Origin of the sequence: Micromonospora sp. HUAS YX12 (assembly GCF_040215685.1) — a bacterium.
Lineage (GTDB): Bacteria > Actinomycetota > Actinomycetes > Mycobacteriales > Micromonosporaceae > Micromonospora > Micromonospora tulbaghiae.
In genome coordinates, this window is record NZ_CP157974.1 from 2,302,884 (window position 1) to 2,318,352 (window position 15,469).

General features: G+C 72.5%; 15 protein-coding genes. 11 read left to right on the plus strand and 4 right to left on the minus strand.

Annotation, left to right across the window (positions count from 1 at the left end; genetic code table 11):
* Positions 1-60: 60 nt before the first annotated feature.
* The gene (locus tag ABIH81_RS11250) at positions 61-729 is read right to left on the minus strand and encodes a TrkA family potassium uptake protein (protein ID WP_349880224.1); all 669 of its coding nucleotides are present in this window, start codon (positions 727-729) and stop codon (positions 61-63) included.
* Positions 719-2,053 carry a potassium transporter TrkG gene (locus ABIH81_RS11255; RefSeq protein ID WP_349880225.1) on the minus strand — a complete coding sequence of 445 codons (1,335 nt, stop codon included), beginning with the start codon at positions 2,051-2,053 and terminating at the stop codon, positions 719-721. The genes ABIH81_RS11250 and ABIH81_RS11255 overlap by 11 nt, the downstream gene beginning before the upstream one ends.
* Before the next feature lie 106 nt (positions 2,054-2,159).
* Here ABIH81_RS11255 and ABIH81_RS11260 point away from each other — a divergent pair, with 106 nt between their 5' ends.
* Positions 2,160-3,278, plus strand: a complete 1,119-nt coding sequence (locus ABIH81_RS11260) for a glycerophosphodiester phosphodiesterase (RefSeq protein ID WP_349880226.1) — start codon at positions 2,160-2,162, stop codon at positions 3,276-3,278.
* A gap of 340 nt (positions 3,279-3,618) precedes the next feature.
* Here the strand turns inward: ABIH81_RS11260 and ABIH81_RS11265 are convergent, their stop codons facing one another.
* A complete protein-coding gene (locus ABIH81_RS11265) occupies positions 3,619-3,846 on the minus strand; it encodes a winged helix-turn-helix domain-containing protein (RefSeq protein WP_013288708.1) in 228 nt (75 codons plus the stop codon).
* A gap of 283 nt (positions 3,847-4,129) precedes the next feature.
* Here ABIH81_RS11265 and ABIH81_RS11270 point away from each other — a divergent pair, with 283 nt between their 5' ends.
* The 8 genes from ABIH81_RS11270 to ABIH81_RS11305 all read left to right on the plus strand — a co-directional run bounded on the left by ABIH81_RS11270 (position 4,130) and on the right by ABIH81_RS11305 (position 10,451).
* Entirely contained in the window at positions 4,130-4,432 is a 303-nt protein-coding gene (locus ABIH81_RS11270; RefSeq protein ID WP_349880227.1) for a DivIVA domain-containing protein, read from the plus strand.
* Positions 4,429-4,674: a hypothetical protein gene (locus tag ABIH81_RS11275; RefSeq protein WP_128136765.1), complete on the plus strand. Its 246-nt coding sequence runs from the start codon at positions 4,429-4,431 to the stop codon at positions 4,672-4,674. The genes ABIH81_RS11270 and ABIH81_RS11275 overlap by 4 nt, the downstream gene beginning before the upstream one ends.
* A 216-nt stretch (positions 4,675-4,890) precedes the next feature.
* Complete coding sequence (locus tag ABIH81_RS11280) at positions 4,891-6,093, plus strand: substrate-binding domain-containing protein (RefSeq protein ID WP_349880228.1); 1,203 nt, start codon at positions 4,891-4,893, stop codon at positions 6,091-6,093.
* Positions 6,094-6,096: 3 nt separating this feature from the next.
* Complete coding sequence (locus tag ABIH81_RS11285; protein WP_349880229.1) at positions 6,097-6,840, plus strand: ABC transporter ATP-binding protein; 744 nt, start codon at positions 6,097-6,099, stop codon at positions 6,838-6,840.
* Entirely contained in the window at positions 6,837-7,571 is a 735-nt protein-coding gene (locus ABIH81_RS11290; RefSeq protein ID WP_349880230.1) for an ABC transporter ATP-binding protein, read from the plus strand. The genes ABIH81_RS11285 and ABIH81_RS11290 overlap by 4 nt, the downstream gene beginning before the upstream one ends.
* Entirely contained in the window at positions 7,568-8,458 is an 891-nt protein-coding gene (locus tag ABIH81_RS11295) for a branched-chain amino acid ABC transporter permease (RefSeq protein WP_013288704.1), read from the plus strand. Before ABIH81_RS11290 ends, ABIH81_RS11295 begins: the two co-directional genes overlap by 4 nt.
* The gene (locus ABIH81_RS11300; protein WP_349880231.1) at positions 8,455-9,564 is read left to right on the plus strand and encodes a branched-chain amino acid ABC transporter permease; all 1,110 of its coding nucleotides are present in this window, start codon (positions 8,455-8,457) and stop codon (positions 9,562-9,564) included. Before ABIH81_RS11295 ends, ABIH81_RS11300 begins: the two co-directional genes overlap by 4 nt.
* A gap of 134 nt (positions 9,565-9,698) precedes the next feature.
* Positions 9,699-10,451 (plus strand): SDR family oxidoreductase, encoded by a 753-nt coding sequence (locus tag ABIH81_RS11305; protein WP_349880232.1) that lies wholly within the window; start codon positions 9,699-9,701, stop codon positions 10,449-10,451.
* A 58-nt stretch (positions 10,452-10,509) separates the two neighbouring features.
* Here ABIH81_RS11305 and ABIH81_RS11310 read toward each other — a convergent pair whose 3' ends face one another.
* Positions 10,510-11,337 carry a hypothetical protein gene (locus ABIH81_RS11310; RefSeq protein WP_349880233.1) on the minus strand — a complete coding sequence of 276 codons (828 nt, stop codon included), beginning with the start codon at positions 11,335-11,337 and terminating at the stop codon, positions 10,510-10,512.
* A gap of 141 nt (positions 11,338-11,478) precedes the next feature.
* On the opposite strand from ABIH81_RS11310, the gene ABIH81_RS11315 reads away from it, so the two are divergent.
* Together ABIH81_RS11315 and ABIH81_RS11320 are read left to right on the plus strand one after the other, a co-directional pair.
* Entirely contained in the window at positions 11,479-13,278 is a 1,800-nt protein-coding gene (locus tag ABIH81_RS11315) for a BTAD domain-containing putative transcriptional regulator (protein ID WP_349880234.1), read from the plus strand.
* On the plus strand, positions 13,275-15,395 hold the full coding sequence (locus tag ABIH81_RS11320; protein WP_349880235.1) for a DEAD/DEAH box helicase: 2,121 nt from the start codon (positions 13,275-13,277) through the stop codon (positions 15,393-15,395). Before ABIH81_RS11315 ends, ABIH81_RS11320 begins: the two co-directional genes overlap by 4 nt.
* Positions 15,396-15,469 lie beyond the last annotated feature (74 nt).

A 15,469-nucleotide genomic window follows, 5' to 3' on the forward strand; every position in this document is an offset into this window, starting at 1 on the left:
CCTGGTCCGAAGAAGGACTGACAGTCAGGTGAGCGGCTCCGGTCAGGCCAGCGGCTCCGGTCAGGCCAGCGCGGAGAAGCGCTGCACCTGGGAGATGCCGCCCTCCACGATGAGCACGCTGTCCGGCGTCAGCACCGTCTCCGGCCCGGCGTAGCGGAACGGCTGGCCCGGCTGCTTCTCGCCCACCACCATCACGCCGTACCGGTCCTGCGGGGCGATGTCGCGCAGCGACCGCCCGACCAACGGCGCCGGCACCCTGATCTTGGCGATGGTGAAGTCGTCGTCGAACTCGATGAAGTCGAGCATCCGGCTGACGATCAGGTGCGCCACCCGTTCGCCGGTCTCCGCCTCGGGGAAGACCACGTGGTGCGCGCCGACCGAGTGCAGGATCTTGGCGTGCTTCTCCGAGGTGGCCCGCGCCCAGATCTGCTCGATCCCCAGCTCGGCCAGCGCCAGTACGGTGAGCACGCTCGCCTCCAGTGACGCCCCGATCGCGACCACGACCCGGCGGAAGTCCGCCAGCCCGAGCTGGCGCAGCACCACCTCCTCGGTGCTGTCCGCCTGCACCACCCGTTCGAGGTCGGCCGACCAGTGCTGGACCCGGTTCGGGTCGCGGTCGATCGCCAGCACCTCGTGACCGAGACGGGACAGGGAGTCCGCCAGGCGCGCGCCGAACCGGCCCAGGCCGATCACCGCGATGCCGGTCTCCTCCGGATGTCTAGCCGACAATGGGTTGCTCCTCCGGGTAGCGGTACAGCCGTCGACGGGTGTTCAACGCGATGGCCGAGCCCAGCGTGAGCGGCCCGATCCGGCCGATGTACATGAGCGCGGTCAGCACGTACTGGCCCGCCGGGGAGAGCTGGCCGGACACCCCGACGGTCAGGCCGGTCGTGCTGAACGCGGATGTGACCTCGAACAACGCGGCCGAGAACGATATGTGCGAGGTCAGCGCGATCAGGCCGACCGTCCCGCCGGCCACCAGCGCCACGCTCAGCAGCGCCACGGTCAGCGCTTGCCGCTGGCTGGCCGCGGCCACCCGGCGGCGCCCGACAGTGGTGTCCGGCTCGCCCCGCAGCTCGGCCCAGATGGCGAAGCCGAGCAGGAAGAACGTGGAGACCTTGATGCCGCCGGCGGTGCTGGCGCTGCCGCCGCCGATGAACATCAGGCCGATCAGCATGGGGTAGCTCTCGTCGGTGAGCTGCCCGACGTTCACCACGTCGAAGCCGCCGGTACGGCTCAACGCGATCTGGGTGAACGACGCCAGCAGCTTGCCCGGCACGTCGTAGGTGCCGATCGTGAACGAGTTGCCCCACTCGGCGAGCAGCAGGTAGGCGACGCCGAAGACGGTCAGCACCACGCTGCCCCAGACGGTCAGCTTCGTGGCGATCGCCCAGCGCTCCGGCTGCCGCCACTCGCGTACCGCCTCGAACAGCGCCGGGAAACCCAGCCCGCCGATGATCGCGCCGAAACTGAGCGGCAGCGCCACCCAGCCGTCGCGGGAGAACGCGATCAGGCCGTCGGAGTAGAGCGCGAACCCGCCGTTGTTGAACGCCTGGACCGAGTGGAACACCGCGGACCAGAGCGCCCGGCCCGGCCGGTAGTCGTAGGCCAGAAACAGGCGTGTGGCGATCACCGCCGTCATCAGGGCCTCGGTGACGAAGACCGTGGCCGCGATGCGCAACAGCAACCGGCGTACGTCGCCGAGGCCGAACTCGGCGGTCTCCGCCTGCACGAGCAGCCGGTTGCGCAGGCCGAGCTGACGGGACACCGCCAGGATCACCAGCGACGCCCCGGTCAGGATGCCCAGACCGCCGAGCTGCGTCAGGACGGTGATCATCGCGAGCCCGAAGCCGTTCCAGTAGCTCGGGGTGTCGGCCACCGACATCCCGGTCACCGACACCGCCGACGTGGACGTGAACAGCGCGGTGACGAACGGGGTGTACCGCTGCTGGCTCGTCGCCCAGGGCAGCATGAGCAGGCCGGTGCCGACCAGGATCACCGCCAGGAACCCCAACGGCACCAGCCGTACGGGCTTCCGGAGCAGGCGACGCATCCCGTCATTTTCCGTCCGGAGATTCACCGGCAGGTCAGGATCCGACCAACTGGCGGTCAACCACGCCCGGTCTGCTGTGCGTACCCATCGACGACAGGAGACGGCGTTGCGACGTACCCTTTCCGCCCTCGGCGTGGCCGGCGCGCTGCTCGCGGCGGCCGCAGTGGTGGTGCCGGCCGTGGCCGCCCAGGCCGGCCCGGACACCCGCGCCGAGCAGGCCCGCGCGCCCCAGCGGCCGATCGTGATCGGCCACCGGGGCGCGAGCGGCTACCGCCCGGAGCACACCCTGGAGGCCTACCGGCTCGCCATCCGCCAGGGCGCCGACTTCATCGAACCGGACCTGGTCTCGACCAGGGACGGCGTCCTGGTCGCGCGGCACGAGAACGAGATCTCCGGTACGACAGACGTGGCCGCCCGCCCCGAGTTCGCCGGCCGCAAGGCGACGAAGACCATCGACGGGGTCACTGTCACCGGCTGGTTCACCGAGGACTTCACGCTGGCCGAGCTGAAGACGCTGCGGGCCAAGGAGCGGCTGCCCCAGGTGCGGGTCGCGAACACCGCGTTCGACGGCAGGTTCGAGATCCCGACGTTCCAGGAGGTCATCGACCTGGCGCGGGCCGAGTCGAAGGCCCGGGGCCGGACCATCGGCGTCTACCCGGAGACCAAGCACCCCACCTACTTCGCGTCGATCGGCCGCCCGCTGGAGGAGCCGCTGGTGGCGGTGCTGCGCCGCAACCGGCTCACCCACCGGGCCGACCCGGTGTTCGTCCAGAGCTTCGAGACCGCCAACCTGCGCAAGCTCGACAAGATGATCGACGTACGGCTGGTGCAGCTCATGGACGCGAGCGGCGCGCCCTACGACTTCGTCGCGGGCGGCGACAAGCGGACCTACGCGGACCTGGCCACGCCCGCGGGACTTGCCTGGATCTCCCGGTACGCCGACGGCGTCGGCCTGAACAAGAACCTGATCGTGCCCCGGGACACCGCCGGACGGCTGCTCGCGCCGACCTCGGTGATCCGCGACGCGCACCGGCAGAAGCTGGTGGTGCACGCGTGGACGTTCCGGGCCGAGAACCAGTTCCTGCCTGCGGACTTCCGCATCGGCACCGACCCGAACGCGCGTGGTGACATCACGTCCGAGTACGAGCTGTTCCTCGACCTGGGCCTGGACGGCGTGTTCAGCGACCACCCCGACACGGCGGTGGCCGCCCGAGCCGGCCGCTGACCCTGCTCCGCTGAAAAACGGGGTGCTCGCCGTTCCGGCGGGCACCCCGTCCGCGTGCCCGGGCCCGTCGCGCTCGGCCGCCCCCGAGATCTTGGTACGAAACGGCCCCTCCAAGGGCCATTCCATACCAAGATCTCGCCCCGCTTCGTCGATCTTGGAGTTGTGGCACCTCACGGAGCGCCCTAATCCGGACATCCTAGGCACCACAACTCCAAGATCGGCGGTGGCGGGCGGTGGTCGGCGGTGGTGGGCGGGGCTTGTCGCGCGGGGCGGGCGCCACTTCGGGGAAGTGGCTGCTTCCGGGCGCGGTGATGCCGCCGCTTCGGCGTGGTGGAGTTGATCAGCTCGGGGGTTCGGCTACGTAGGTGCCTCGGCCGGGCTGGCCGGTGATCAGCTCGCGATCGTGCAGCAACGACATCGCACGGTAGGCCGTGTTCATGTGGACGCCGTAAGTTTCGGCCAACTCGCGGGTTGAGGGCAGCCTGTCGCCCGGCTTCAGCTCACCACTCTTGATCTTCGCGGCGATGTCGTTGGCGATGCGGCGGAACGGTGCTTCTGCTGTGGGCATGGTGGGGACTCCGGTTGGTTCGGCGAATCCGATCCTGCCCTACCTGCACAAGTAACTGCAACAAGTTGTCCAGCGCGTCGAGAGTGGAGGCTCGCGCATAACCAGATACTGGTGTAGGTTGAGCTGCGTCCGGCTCCGGTTGGTTCGGCAAACCTCGGGAGCCGGACCCGGATTGGGCTCCGGGGTCGTACCGCCGAACGGGCTGCGGTCTCGGGGCCGGCGGCCCGCCCGCGTCCCCTGTCTGCGGGCGGGCCGCCTCCACGGCTCGGTGAGGAGGATCGGCGTGCGTAACGTGCTCAACCTGTTCCAGCCAACCCGGCGACGTGGCAAGGGAGGGCCGCCGAACCAGGGCTGGTACCGCTCGGATTCCTGCCGCCCGCTGAGCGTCGGGCAGATCCGCGAGCGGCGGTTCCGCACCGTGCGGCACGGGCTCGACCCGGCGGAGGTGCACGCCTTCCTCTACCGGGTGGCGGGTGACCTGGCGCTGGCCCGGCGGGACGCGTCCCGGTACGCCGAGGAGAACACGCGGATCAAGCAGGCGCTCAAGAGCTGGCAGTCCCGGTTCACGCCGGGCGCGCAGCGGTGAGCCGGGAGCGGTTCGTCGTACACCTGCCGGTGCTCGCGGCCGACCTCGACGGCGCGCGGGCGTTCGCGCGGGCCATCTGCCGGGCACTCGGGTTCCTGGCCGACGTGGAGCGCGCCGGGACCACCGTGTCACGGGAGGACGAGCAGTCCGTACGCCACTGGGTCTGGTGCGACCGGCTGCGCGACGGTGGCCGACGATGCGCACGGGCGGCCGACCACGACGGGGACTGCGGCGGGCGGTGACCGGCGCGCGATGGCGTGGGACGACATTCCCGGCGTGCCGTGCCTGGCGGCTGCGGCCACCCCGAGTCGGTGCGGTTACGTGGTGATGTCCGCCGTTGTAACGAGCGGCCACCCCGTCACGGGGACTTGTGTGCGCCGACCACATAGCCCGTGGGTGACGTCACTTCTAGCGTGAGCCGACAACTGACATTCCCCCTGTCCTCACCTGGAGTCGCAATGACGATCCGGCACACGCGACGGGTGTTCCTTACCGCCGCCACCTCGGTGGCGGTCGCTCTGGCCGCCACGGCCTGTGGCAGCCCGCAGGACACCGCATCCGGCGGCGGCGACGCCGCCCCGGTCAAGGTCGGTCTGGTCTACTCCCAGTCCGGGCCGCTCGCCAGCTACGGCAAGCAGTACATCGAGGGTTTCAAGGCCGGCGTCGACTTCGCCACCAAGGGCACCGGCAAGGTCGGTGACCGCACGATCGAGGTGACCGAGGCCGACGACGCGGGCGACCCGGCCAAGGCCGTGTCCGCCGCGAAGGACCTCATCGGCAAGGGTACGAAGATCATCGCCGGGTCCACCTCCTCCGGGGTGGCGCTCCAGGTGGCGCCGATCGCCGCGCAGAACAAGGTGCTGTTCATCTCCGGCCCGGCCGCCACCGACGCGGTGACCGGCGCGAACAAGTACACGTTCCGCTCCGGCCGGCAGTCCTGGCAGGACGTGGTGACCGCCCGGTCGTTCATCGGCGACGCGGCGGGCAAGAAGGTCGTGGTGTTCGCCCAGGACGGCGCGTTCGGCGACGCCAACGAGGCCGCCGTCAAGGCCGTGATCGGCGGCGCCGGCGCCAACGTGAGCAGCGTCCGGGCCCCGGCCAGCGCCACCGAGTTCACGCCGTTCGCCAGCCAGATCAAGGCCGCCAAGCCGGACCTGCTCTTCGTCGCCTGGGCCGGCACCACCGCCGGCGCCATGTGGCAGACGCTCGACCAGCAGGGCGTCCTCGCCTCCACCACCGTCGTCACCGGCCTGGACATCCGCGCCTCCTGGCCGACGTTCGGCGCGGCCGGCAGCAAGATCTCGTTCCTGTCGCACTACTTCGACGGGGCCAGCGACACCGAGGCCGCCAAGGCCGCGAAGGCGAAGGTGCCGGGCGGCACGCTCGACCTGTTCCACCCGGACGGGTTCGCCGCCGCGCAGATGGTCGTCCGTGCCGTGCAGGAGGGCGGCGACGACGTGGAGAAGATGGTGAAGGCGCTGGAGGGCTGGGAGTTCGAGGGCGTCAAGGGCACCATGAAGATCCGCGCCGAGGACCACGCCCTGCTCCAGCCGATGTACCAGGCCAAGCTCTCCGGCAGCGGCACCACCTTCACGGCGACCGTCCAGAAGTCGCTCACCGGTGACGAGAGCGCGCCGCCGGTCGCGCAGATGAAGGGCTGACCCATGCTCGCCACCCGCGGTCTGACCTGGCGGATCGGTGAGGTCGCCATCGTCGACTCCGTCTACCTCGATCTGGCGCCGGGGGAGTTCCTCGGCGTGATCGGGCCCAACGGCGCCGGCAAGACCTCCCTGTTCAACCTGATCACCGGCCTGCGCCGGCCCACCGAGGGCACGGTCCTGCTGGACGGCGCGGACATCACCGCGCTTCCGCCGCACCGGCGCGCCCGGCTCGGCCTGGGGCGTACCTTCCAGGCGTCCTCGGTCTTCGGCTCGCTGAGCGTGCGGGAGAACGTCCGGCTCGCCGTACAGGCACACCGGGGTGGCTCGATGAAGCTGTGGCGGCGGGCGGCGGCCGACCGGGAGGTGGCCGCCGCCGCCGACGCGGCGCTCGACCGGGTCGGCCTGCACCACCGGGGTACGGCGCTCGCCGGCACCCTGGCCCACGGCGAGAAGCGCAAGCTGGAGATCGCGCTGCTGCTCGCCGGTGAGCCCCGGGTGATGCTGCTGGACGAGCCGATGGCCGGAGTGAGCGCCGAGGACGTGCCCGAACTGGTCAGCGTGATCAAGTCGTTGACCGGGGACAGTGGCCGGGCGGTGCTCATGGTGGAGCACCACATGGACGTGATCCTGGAGCTGGCCGACCGGATCGCCGTGATGCACCACGGCGCGCTGCTGGCGTGCGACACCCCGGACACGGTGATGGCGAACGCCACCGTGCAGGAGGCGTACCTGGGGGAGTCGCTATGAGTGAGCCGATCCTGTCCGTGGCGGACCTGTCCGTGCGGATCGCCGGGCTGCACATCCTCCAGGGGGTGTCGTTCGAGGTCGCGCCGACCGGCGTCACGGTGCTGCTCGGGCGCAACGGCGTCGGCAAGACCACCACGCTGCGCGCGATCGTCGGCCTGACGCCGCGCGGCGGCGAGGTGCGCGGCAGCGTACGCATGGGGGCGCGCAGCCTGCTGGCCCGCCCGACCCACCGGCTGGTCCGCGACGGCCTCGGCTACGTGCCGGAGGACCGCTGCGTCTTCGCCGCGCTCACCGTCGCGGAGAACCTGCGGCTGGCCGAACGGCGGGGCGTCACGCCCGCGTACGACAAGGTCTTCGCTCTCTTCCCGGAGCTGGAGCGGCGCGGACGGCAACGGGCCGGCTCGCTGTCCGGCGGGCAGCAGCAGATGCTCGCGATCGGCCGGGTGCTGCTGAACGACAACCGGCTGCTGCTGGTCGACGAGCCGACGAAGGGGTTGGCGCCGAAGGTGGTGACCGAGGTGGCCGAGGTGCTGGAACGGGTGGCGGAATCCGTGCCGGTGCTGCTGGTCGAGCAGAACCTGGCGGTGGTACGGCGGCTGGCGACCGACGCGGTGGTGCTCTCCGCCGGGAAGGTCGCCTGGACCGGCGACGCCCGGGAGCTGCTGCTGGAGACCGCGCTGACCAAGTCGTTGCTGGGTGTGGGTTCCGGTTCCGGGGAGGTGCACGCGTGAACACGGTGGTCCTGCTGACGCTGACCGGGCTGGGCCTGGCGGCGCTGTACTTCCTCGTCGCCTCCGGCCTCTCACTGGTCTTCGGCCTCGCCGACGTGCTCAACTTCGCGCACGGGCTGTTCCTCGGCGTCGGCGCGTACGCGACGTGGTGGGCGGCGGGCAACCTGCCCGGCGCCGGGCCGGACGGGTTCGGCTTCGTGCTGGCTGTCGTCTTCGGTGTGCTGGCCGGTTCGCTCGTCGCGGTGCTCGTGGAGCTGGTGCTGATCCGGCCGCTCTACTCCCGCACCATCGAACAGGTGCTCGTCACCGTCGGCCTGTCGCTGGCCGGGGTGGCGCTGCTCCAGGCCACCTGGGGTGCCGACCCGCGGCCGTTCCCGCGCCCGGACTGGAGCCGGGGCGTCACATCGGTGCTCGGCGCCCAGGTGCCGAACGCCGGGCTGCTGCTGATCGTCGCCGCCGCCGTGGTGCTCGGTGCGTTGCTGGCGTTCCTGCGCTGGACCCGGTACGGCCTGATCATCCGGGCCGGCGTGGAGAACCGGGAGATGGTGACAGCGCTCGGCATCGACGTGCGCAAGGCGTTCACGCTGGTCTTCGCGATCGGCGGGGCCGCCGCCGCGCTGGCCGGCGCGCTCGGTGGCGTCTACTTCGGCACCGTCTCACCGGGGCAGGGCGGCTCGCTGCTGATCTTCGCGTTCATCGTGGTGGTGATCGGCGGGATGGGCTCGGTGGTCGGGTCCGCGTACGCGGCGGTCGCGGTGGGGCTGCTGCAACAGTTCGTCAACTACTACGGCACGTCCGGGCTGGGCGACCTGTGCGTGGTCGGCCTGCTCGCCGTGGTGCTGCTGCTGCGTCCGCAGGGCCTGGCCGGAAAGGTGGCTCACGCATGACCAACTCGGTGGTCGACGCGCCTCCGGCGCAGGTGCCCGACGAACTGACCCCCGGGCGTTCCCGCTGGCACGGCCTGCGTCCGTACCTGCCGTTGGTGGCGCTGGTGGTGGCGGCCGTGCTGCCGTACTCCACGCTGAACCTGCCCGGGATCTTCGAAGGGCCACTGAACTCGCCGGGCACGCTGCAACTGCTCGCCATCTGCCTGGTGTTCGGCGGGCTCGCGGCCGGCTACGACCTGCTGTTCGGGCGCACCGGGATGCTCTCCTTCGGCCACGCCCTCTACTTCGCCGCCGGGGTGTACGGCACCGACATCCTGGTCACCAAGGCCGGACTGCCGCTGTGGCAGGCCGCCGTGCTGACGGTGGTCGGCGGGACCACGCTCGCCGCGCTGCTCGGCGCGGTGGCCCTGCGGACGGTCGGTATCGCCTTCGCCATGGTGACGCTGGCGTTCGCGCAGGTCGGGGCGATCCTGGTGGCCCGCGACTTCGGTGGCCTCACCGGCGGCGAGGAGGGCTTGCCGCTCGACGTCTCCGGGCTGCCGGCGGCGCTCGTGGGCGTCACCAACACGGTGAACCTCTACTGGCTGGCGCTGGCGTACCTGGCGATCGTGGTCCTGGTGGTGCACCGGGTCAGCGCCTCGCCGACCGGGCGGGTGCTGGCCGGGCTGCGCGACGACGAGCGGCGGATCGGGGTGCTCGGGCTCGACCCGTACCGGTTCAAGCTCGTCGCGTTCACGCTGGCCGGCGGCCTCGCGTCGGCCGGTGGGGTGGTCTACGTGCTCATCGTCGGCGGCGCCAGCCCGCACATCACCTCGTCGGAGCTGACGCTGTCGCTGCTGGTCATGGTGGTGCTCGGCGGTCCCGGTACGCGGTGGGGGCCGGTGCTGGGCGGCGTCCTCTACATGTACCTGGACCACCGGCTCACCGCGTTCGGCAGCAGCGAGGCGGTGAACAGCCTGCCCGCGTTCCTCAGCCATCCGCTGAGCCAGCCCCTGTTCGTCCTGGGCACGGTCTTCATCCTGGCCGTCTACTTCTTCCCCGGCGGCCTGGCCAGCCTGAGATCCCGCCTGACCCCCCTCCGGACCGCCTTCCGCCGCCCCCGCTGACCCCCGCCCCGCCCCTCCCCGTCGATCATGAAGTTAACGCCGCGACACGCCGTGTCCGATGGCGCTAACTTCATGATCGCCCGGGACAGGGCCGGGGTGGGGACGCGGGAACGGGATGCGGGGAGGGAGACGTCATGGGGGAGCTGCGGCGGCTTGCGGTTGTCAGTGGGGGTGGGACCGGGATCGGGGCTGCGGTGGCGCGTGGGCTCGTCGGGGACGGGTTCGACGTTGTCGTCGTGGGGCGGCGGGGTGACGTGCTCGAATCGGCGGCGCGGCGGATCCGTGACGAGAGCGGGCGGGACGGGGCGGTCACCGCTGTCGCGGCCGACCTGACCGATCCGGGTCAGGTCGGCGCGGTGGTGGACGCGGTCGGAGAGCGCGCCGTGGACGCGGTGGTCAACAACGCCGGCGGCTACCTCGGCGGGGCGGCCGACTCGCTCGGCGGGGTGGCGGACTGGTGGCGGGCCAACCTGGACGCCAACGTGCTGACCGCCGTCCTGCTCACCGAGGCGCTGCTGCCCGCCCTGCGCCGCCCCGGCGGCCGGGTGGTCCTGCTCAGCTCGATCGCCGCGCAGCGCGGTGGCGGCGGGCCGTACTCGGCCGCAAAGGCCGCGCTGCACGGCTGGGCGTACGACCTCGCCGCCCAGCTCGGCCCGGAACAGATCACCGTGAACGTGGTCAGCCCCGGCTACGTCGCCGAGACCGAGTTCTTCGGCGACCGGATGACGCCGGAGGGGCACGCCAAGCGGGTCGCCGCCACGCTCGTCGGCCGGGCCGGTGTGCCGGACGACATCTCGGCGGCCGTGCGCTACCTGGTCGGCCCGTCCGCCGGGTACGTCACCGGGCAGGTGCTCGGCGTCAACGGCGGCTCCGTGCTCGGCCGCTGACACGCGGAAGGGGCGGCGGCCCCCCGTGTGGCCACCGCCCCTCGCGCGTCCGTCGTGGTCAGCCGTTGAGCATCTCGTACGCCGACGCCGGCGCCTTCTGCACCTCCGCGCCCGTCGGCGCGCTGATCTTCGGCGCCTTGCCGAAGTCGTAGTACTTGGCGACCAGCTTCATCGCCTTCTGCTTGCCGGCGGCCGGCACGTCCAGGGTCAGCGACGCGAGGTTCCCGTCCGGCCCGACCACAGCCGTGAACGGCACCTTCTTCGCCGCGTCACCGAGGGCGTCCACGTCCACGGTGCTGAAGCTGGCGCGGATGTCGGCGTTCGCGGTCAGGTCGGCGAACCCGCCGTACGTGCCGTTACCGCGGTCCTCGACCGTCTCCGCGGTCCGGATGACCGCGGCCGTGTTGGCCGGGTCGGCGTTCTGGTAGACCGGCACCTCCGAGGCGTCGTCGAGCTTCGTGCGGTCCAGGAGCATCCAGCGCTTCGGCAGCTTCATCATGTCCTGCAGACCGGGCATGCCGGTGATCTTGACCCGTACCCAGATGTCCTCCTCGATGACGCGGAAGGTCATCCCCATGGTGAACTCCGGGTCCTGGCTCTTCTCCGACATGGACAACTCGAGGCCCTGCGTCGCCGGGTCGACCAACCCGTCGAACTTCTCCCCGCCCTCGACCGTGGAGAACCGGAAGGCCGGGTCCTTCTCGTCCGGCACGGCGGCCAGCAGCGCCGCCTTCGGGTCGGCCGACGGGCTGGGCGCCGCTCCGGTGCCCTCGGAGGAGGCGTCCCCGGTTCCGCACCCCGCGGACAGGACGGTGGTGGCCAGCACGGCCGTCGCGAGAGCCGCGATCCGCCGGATGCTCGCGGCGGAACCGATTCGCTGCGTCATGGTGTTCGACTCGCTTTCCCAGGTGATTGTTGCCGGGGAAGTATCGCCTGCCGTCACGGCGTTCCCGCTGCCGTTATGCTGCCGTCCGACTGCCGTCGGCCACGGTGGGCGGGGGCAGTCGGTACGGGGGCGGAAACTCGCATGTCAGAGGCGCTGCGCTTCGAACTCCTCGGCCCGCAGCGGGCCTGGTACGCCGGCCGACCACTCGATCTGGGCCCGGCCAAGCAGCGGGCCGTGCTGGCCGTGCTGCTGCTCGCCGTGGGCCGTCCCGTGCCGACCGGGCAGATCGTCGAGGCGGTCTGGCCGGACGAGGCACCGGTGAACGGCCTCAACGTGGTGCAGAAGCACGTGGCCGGTCTGCGCCGGATGCTGGAACCCGACCGGTCGCCGCGTACGCCGGCCCGGGTGCTCACCCTCACCGACGCCGGATACCTGCTGCGCGTGCCGCCCGAGGCGGTGGACGTGGCGCGCTTCGAGCGCGGCGTGCAGCGGGCGCGGGCAGCACAGGCGGCCGGGCGTACGGAGGAGGCGCTGGCCGAGGTGAGCGCCGCACTGGAGCTGTGGCAGGGGGAGCCGTTCACCGGGTTCGGCGGCGTGTACTTCGAGACGGCCCGGCACCGGCTGGTGGAGCTGCGCGCGGTCGCGCTGGAGACGCGTACCGAACTGGAGCTGGCCGACGGCCGGCACGGCGAGCTGGTCGGCCGGCTGGTCGAGCTGGTCGCCGAGTTCCCGGTCCGGGAACGGCTGCGGCACCAGCTCATGCTGGCGCTGCACCGCAGCGGACGGCAGGCCGAGGCGCTGGCCGCCTACCGTGACTACGCCGGGCTGCTCCGCGACGAGTACGGCATCGAGCCGGGCGGGGCGCTCCAGGATCTGCACCGGCGGATCCTGCGCGCCGACCCGGCCCTCCTGCCGCAGGCGCCGCGCCCGGAGCGACCCGCACCCGGCGGTGGGTGGGCGGGCGACCCGGAGCCGCTTCCGGCCGTCCCCGACGCACCCACCGCCCAGCCGCCCGCGGCCCCGGCCGAGCCCTCGCCTCCGCCCACCGCCCCGGCCGCGGTCTCGGCCCAGCTCACCGTTCCGGTCCAGCTCACTGTCTCGGCGCAACCGGGTGGTCCGTTCCTGCCGCCCCCGGCCGGGCCGGGCGAGCCGCCGACGGGCTTGCCGGCCTGGGCCACGCCACCTGTCGCGCCGCTGTTCGGCGCCGTGCCGCCGTCCAGGCGTCCGGCCGGTGTACCCGGGTGGTTGAGCGTCGTCGCGACGGTGGGCGGTGCGTTCACGGCCCTGTTCTCGTTCGGCATGCTCACCTGGCTGGTGGTGCTGCTCTACGGGATCTGGCGGCGGGGCTGGGGCAACGTCCTCGCCGCGGTCTACTACCTGACCGTCGCCGTGACGTTCGTGGTGGTCGTCGGCGGCAGCGAGACGGAGGAGGTCAGCGGACCCGAGGGCGCCCTGATCATGATCTGGCTGACGACCTGGGTGGCGGGCGTCCCGCATGTGGTGCTGCTCAACGGCCGGCTGCTCGCCTGGCTGCGCGGCCTCTGGCGTGGCCGGCCGTACGCCGACCGCAACCGGCTGCGCCGGGAGTACGCCCGTTACCTGCTCTACCAGTACCCGTCGGCGCGGGCGGATCTGCGCATCGGGCGCCCCGACCTGCCCCGGGCGTACGACGACGGCGGACTGGTGGACGTCAACTCGGTGCCGGACCAGGTGATCGCCGGGCTGCCGGGACTGACCCGGTCGCAGGCGCAGCATGTGGTGGTCGACCGGCGGATGCGCGGCCCGTACACGTCGATGGAGGAGCTGGCCTCGCGGTGCCTGCTGCCGGCGGCGGCGACGGACTCCTTGCGCGAGCTGCTGATCTTCCTGCCGCCGGCGGTGCCGCATCAGGCGCCCGGTCCGCCGGCGGAGTCGGCCGGCCCTGGTAGAAATGCCGGATGAGCCAGGATCGGATGGTTGTCCGGGAGCGCGCCGAGGCGGTGCTGCGGCGGCTGGCGGGTGACCACGCCCGGCTGCGTGAGGACCAGTGGCGGGCCATCGAGGCGCTCGTGGTCGACCGGCGGCGGGTGCTCTGCGTGCAGCGCACCGGCTGGGGCAAGTCGGCCGTCTACTTCGTGGCCACCGCGCTGCTGCGCGAGGGCGATCAGCACGGGCCGACGGTGATCGTCTCGCCGCTGCTGGCGCTGATGCGCAACCAGGTCGAGTCCGCCGCCCGCGCCGGCATCCGGGCGCGCACCATCAACTCGGCCAACCTGGACGAGTGGGACGAGATCACCGCCGAGATCCACGCCGGTGCGGTCGACGTGCTGCTGATCAGCCCGGAGCGCCTGAACAACCCCGACTTCCGCGACGGGGTGCTGCCGAAACTCGCCGCCACCACCGGGCTGCTCGTGGTGGACGAGGCGCACTGCGTCTCCGACTGGGGGCACGACTTCCGGCCCGACTACCGCCGCCTGCGTACGTTCCTGGCCAACCTGCCCGAGCACACGCCGGTGCTCGCCACCACCGCCACCGCCAACGCCCGGGTCACCCAGGACGTGGCCGAGCAGCTCGGTGACGCGCTGGTGCTGCGCGGCACGCTGGACCGCGAGTCGCTGCGCCTCGGCGTACTCGATCTGCCGAGCCCGGCCCACCGCCTGGCCTGGCTGGCCGACCACCTGGACCGGCTCCCCGGCTCGGGGATCGTCTACACGCTCACCGTGGCGGCGGCCACCGAGACGGCCGACTTCCTGCGCGGCCGGGGCTGGTCGGTCGCCTCCTACACCGGCCAGGCCGAGGACGCCGACCGGCGGGCCGCCGAGCAGGACCTGCTGGACAACAAGATCAAGGCGCTGGTCGCCACCAGCGCGCTCGGCATGGGCTTCGACAAGCCCGACCTCGGCTTCGTCGTGCACCTGGGCGCTCCGCCCTCGCCGATCGCCTACTACCAGCAGGTCGGCCGCGCGGGCCGGGCCGTCGAGCACGCCGAGGTGCTGCTGCTGCCGGGCGTGGAGGACGCGGCCATCTGGCGGTACTTCGCCTCGCTCGCCTTCCCGCCCGAGGAGCAGGTCCGCGCCGTGCTCGCCGCGCTGGACACCGGACGGCCGATCTCCACCCAGGCCCTGGAACCGGTGGTCGACCTGCGCCGGGCCCGGCTGGAGCTGATGCTCAAGGTGCTCGACGTGGACGGCGCGGTCCGCCGGGTGCGCGGCGGCTGGCTCGCCACCGGCGAGCCGTGGGTCTACGACGAGGCCCGGTTGCGGCGCGTCGCCGACGCGCGCGCCGCCGAGCAGCGGGCCATGCGGGAGTACGCCTCGACGTCCGGCTGCCGGATGCGCTACCTGCGGGAAGGGCTGGACGACACCGGTGCGCAGGACTGCGGGCGGTGCGACAACTGCGCCGGCCCGCTGTTCGACGCGGAGGTCTCCGAGCAGGCGCTGACCGCCGCGCAGACCTTCCTCGGGCGCCCCGGTGTGCCGATTCCGCCGAAGAAGCTCTGGCCCACCGGGTTGGAGGCGGTCGGCGTACCCCTGAAGGGCCGCATCCCCCCGGCGGAGCAGGCGCTGCCCGGCCGGGCCGTGGGGCGCCTGTCCGACCTGGGGTGGGGTGGGCGGCTGCGCGGGCTGGCCGGGCCGGAGGCGCCGGACGGCCCGGTGCCCGACGACGTGGTGGCGGCTGTGGTCGAGGTGCTGAAGGCGTGGGCGCACGGCGACGACCCGTGGCCCCGGCGGCCGGCCGGCGTGGTCGCGGTCGGCTCCCGGACGCGTCCGCTGCTGGTCGGCTCGCTGGCCGAGCGGATCGCCGCCGTGGGCCGGCTGCCGCTGCTCGGCCAGGTCGTCCCGGCCGGCCCGTCCGGCGGTGGCGGGCCGCGGGGCAACAGCGCCCAGCGGGTACGCGCGCTGCACGACGCCTTCCGCCTGCCGGACGAACTGGCCGGCGCGCTGCCGGGGCTGGACGGGCCGGTGCTGCTGGTGGACGACCTGGTCGACTCGGGCTGGACGATGGGCACGGTGGCACGGCTGCTGCGCCGGGCCGGCGCGCCGGACGTGCTGCCGCTGGCGCTCGCGGTGGCCGGCTGACCCGTTCCCGGCCTGCGCGGAAAGTTCCCGGGCCGGGCGGAATGCGAGCGTCACCACCGTCGGCGGACCGTCGT